Source organism: Streptomyces sp. NH27 (assembly GCF_056859195.1).
The window spans coordinates 1-2628 of the sequence record NZ_JACEGK010000755.1 but is presented as its reverse complement, the minus strand read 5'-3'; the positions used below and the strand labels follow the sequence as shown (position 1 = coordinate 2628).

Below are 2628 nucleotides of genomic sequence, written 5' to 3'. Positions count from 1 at the left end.
GATATATGGCGCCGGACCCTAGACGCTCACGCGGCACAACACATAGTCTCGCGTCGTTCCGCCTGTATGAATCGTTTCACATCTATCGTGGGGGCCACGCACACGCCTCCCGTGCGCGACCGTTCGACCCGCAAGGCGCTCGGCGCCCCTTCGGGCGCAGAACTGTCATGGTCATGATCCGATTCGACAGGAGCCGACATGGACCGTCCGACCCGCCAGACGGGCAACCCGGAGTCTCCCGCCCGCCGCACCGTGCTCAGGTCCCTGGGCGCCGCGGGTGTCGCCGCCGCGGCTGCTCCGCTGCTGCCCGCGACCTCCGCGCACGCCGAGAGCGCCGACGTGTCGCTGCCGATCGACTGGCGCGGCGCGGGCCGCGTGTCCAGGACGACACCGACGCTCCAGGTCGTGGTGAACCCCAAGATCCGGCGGGAGTCGCCGATCCACGACAGCGTCTACCGGGCGCTGCGGAACCTCGACACCGACTACGTGCGGTTCGTGCCGTGGTACCCGTACCCGAAGCTCGGCGTGGCCGAGCTGGAGCCGCCGGCCGACGGCCGTACCAGTTGGGACTTCTCGCTCATCGACCCGCTCGTCGAGGACTTCGAGAAGGCCACCCGCGGCAGATCGACGATCCTCAACTTCAGCACCATCCCTGAGTGGATGTGGCAGCCCAAGCCGTGGACGCTGAAGGACGGCGCGCTGCGCGTGGTCGGTGGCGACAACGGCATCGCCGCGAGCGGCACGGACTGGACCGACTACGCCTTCGCCGTCGACGTCACCCCGCTGGAGACCGGCGCCCAGAACGGGGCCACCTACGCGCAGGCGGGCTGGATGGTCCGGATGCAGGACCCCGGCAACGGCTACGGGTTCCTCCTGTCGAACTACCCGTACACCGCACCGGCGCAGAGCGGCTACCTCGTCTTCGTCCCGTTCGAGGACGGCCGGTCGGGCCCTGTCCGGCCCACGGTGCTGCCCTTCGCGGTCGAGGACGGCCGGACCTACCAGGTGCGCACGACCGTGGCCGGCTCCACCCTGACCGTCAGCGTGAACGGTACGGACGTGCTGACCGTGCACGACGAAACCTTCGCCGCCGGGACGGTCGGATTCCGCGAACACGGCTCGGAGTCGGCCGACTTCGACAACGTCGTCGTGACGTCGGCCGACGGGGCGACGCTGCTGACCGACGACTTCTCCGGCGACCTGTCCCGGTGGGCGGCGCCGGTCGCCTACCCGGACGACCCTGACGAGCCGGCCTTCGGCTACTCGCAGGGGCAGCGCCTCGCCGTGCCGGTCTCGGTCGTCGCCGACTACTACCGGCGGCTGGTCTCCTGGTACACCGCCGGCGGCTTCACCGACGAGTACGGCGCATTCCACCGGTCGCCGTACCACTACCAACTGCCGTACTGGGAAGTGCTCAACGAGGTCGACTTCGAGCACTCCATGAGCCCGCAGGAGTACACGGAGCTGTACGACGCGATCGTCACCGCGATCCACGAGGTGTCGCCGCGCACCAAGTTCGTCGGGCTGGCGCTCGGCAACTCCGCCCGCTTCGACTTCTACCGCTACTTCCTCGACCGGACCAACCACCAGGCGGGCATCCCACTGGATCTGATCAGCTATCACTTCTACGCCAAGCCCAACTCCGCGGACACCGCGGACGACTACGGGCCGGACGGCTTCGCGCAGGCGGACAGGTTCCTCGCGACGGTGGCACAGGTCGAGCAGATCCGCACCTCGCTCGCACCCGAAGTCCGCACCACCGTAGATGAGTTGGGCACAATCCTGCCCGGCTCGGCCACCCAGTCCGACCCCGCGCCGTTCCCCGACGCGTACTGGAACTTCTCCGGCGGCATCTACGCCTACGTCTTCGCCCGGCTCGCGCTGATGGGCATCGACATCGTGGGCGAGAGCCAGTTGATGGGCTACCCGAGCCAGTATCCGTCGGTGTCGATGCTCGACTGGACGACCGGCGCGCCCAACGCCCGTTACCGGGTACTGGAGTTGATCCTCGACGAGATCCGGCCCGGCTGCCGGCTCATCGAGGTCCCGGATCAGCCCTCCGGCGACGTTTACGCGCTCGCGCTCGACGACAAGGGCCGCCGCAAGGTGTTGCTGGTCAACAAGACCAACGCGCCGGTCACCGTCACCATCGACGGGCTGCGCGGAGCCCACGTCAGGGTGGTGGACCAGAAGTCGGCGGGCGGCGACATCCGCGGCGAGTGGAGCAGCACCGACTCCTACCCGCTGGGCGGTTACGCGGTCGCGGTGGCGACGCTCACGACGTAGACCGACCGGCAAGCCGTTACGCTCGGCGCAACCGACCTGTGGAGGCCCCGTGTCCGGGTATGTCACCGTGCTGACCACGACCGACAGCGCCGAACGCGCCGAGCAGTTGGCGCGGGTGGCGGTCGAGGCCCGCGCCGCGGCGTGCGCGCAGATCGACGGGCCGATCCGTTCCGTGTACTGGTGGGAGGGCGAGGTCCGGGCGGAGCAGGAGTGGCGGGTGCTCTTCAAGACTCCCGCCGAGCGCTACGACACGCTCGAAGCGGTGCTCAAGGCCGCCCACACCTACGACACCCCGGAGATCATCGCGGTGCCGGTCAAACGGGGCAGTGCGCCCTACCTGGC

The 2628-nt window shown here is 69.1% G+C and carries 2 protein-coding genes; both read left to right on the top strand.

The window, feature by feature from the left end:
• The first annotated feature begins 198 nt into the window (after window positions 1–198).
• Complete coding sequence (locus tag AC13HU_RS35385; RefSeq protein ID WP_483046099.1) at window positions 199–2286, top strand: 3-keto-alpha-glucoside-1,2-lyase-like domain-containing protein; 2088 nt, start codon at window positions 199–201, stop codon at window positions 2284–2286.
• A 49-nt stretch (window positions 2287–2335) separates the two neighbouring features.
• A partial coding sequence (cutA, locus tag AC13HU_RS35380; protein WP_483046098.1) for a divalent-cation tolerance protein CutA occupies window positions 2336–2628 on the top strand: 293 nt, incomplete at its 3' end.

What these genes read in the sequence shown, in the direction of transcription:
- AC13HU_RS35385 (WP_483046099.1), top strand. Translation starts at nt 199, where the DNA reads ATGGACCGTCCGACCCGCCAGACGGGCAACCCGGAGTCTCCCGCCCGC.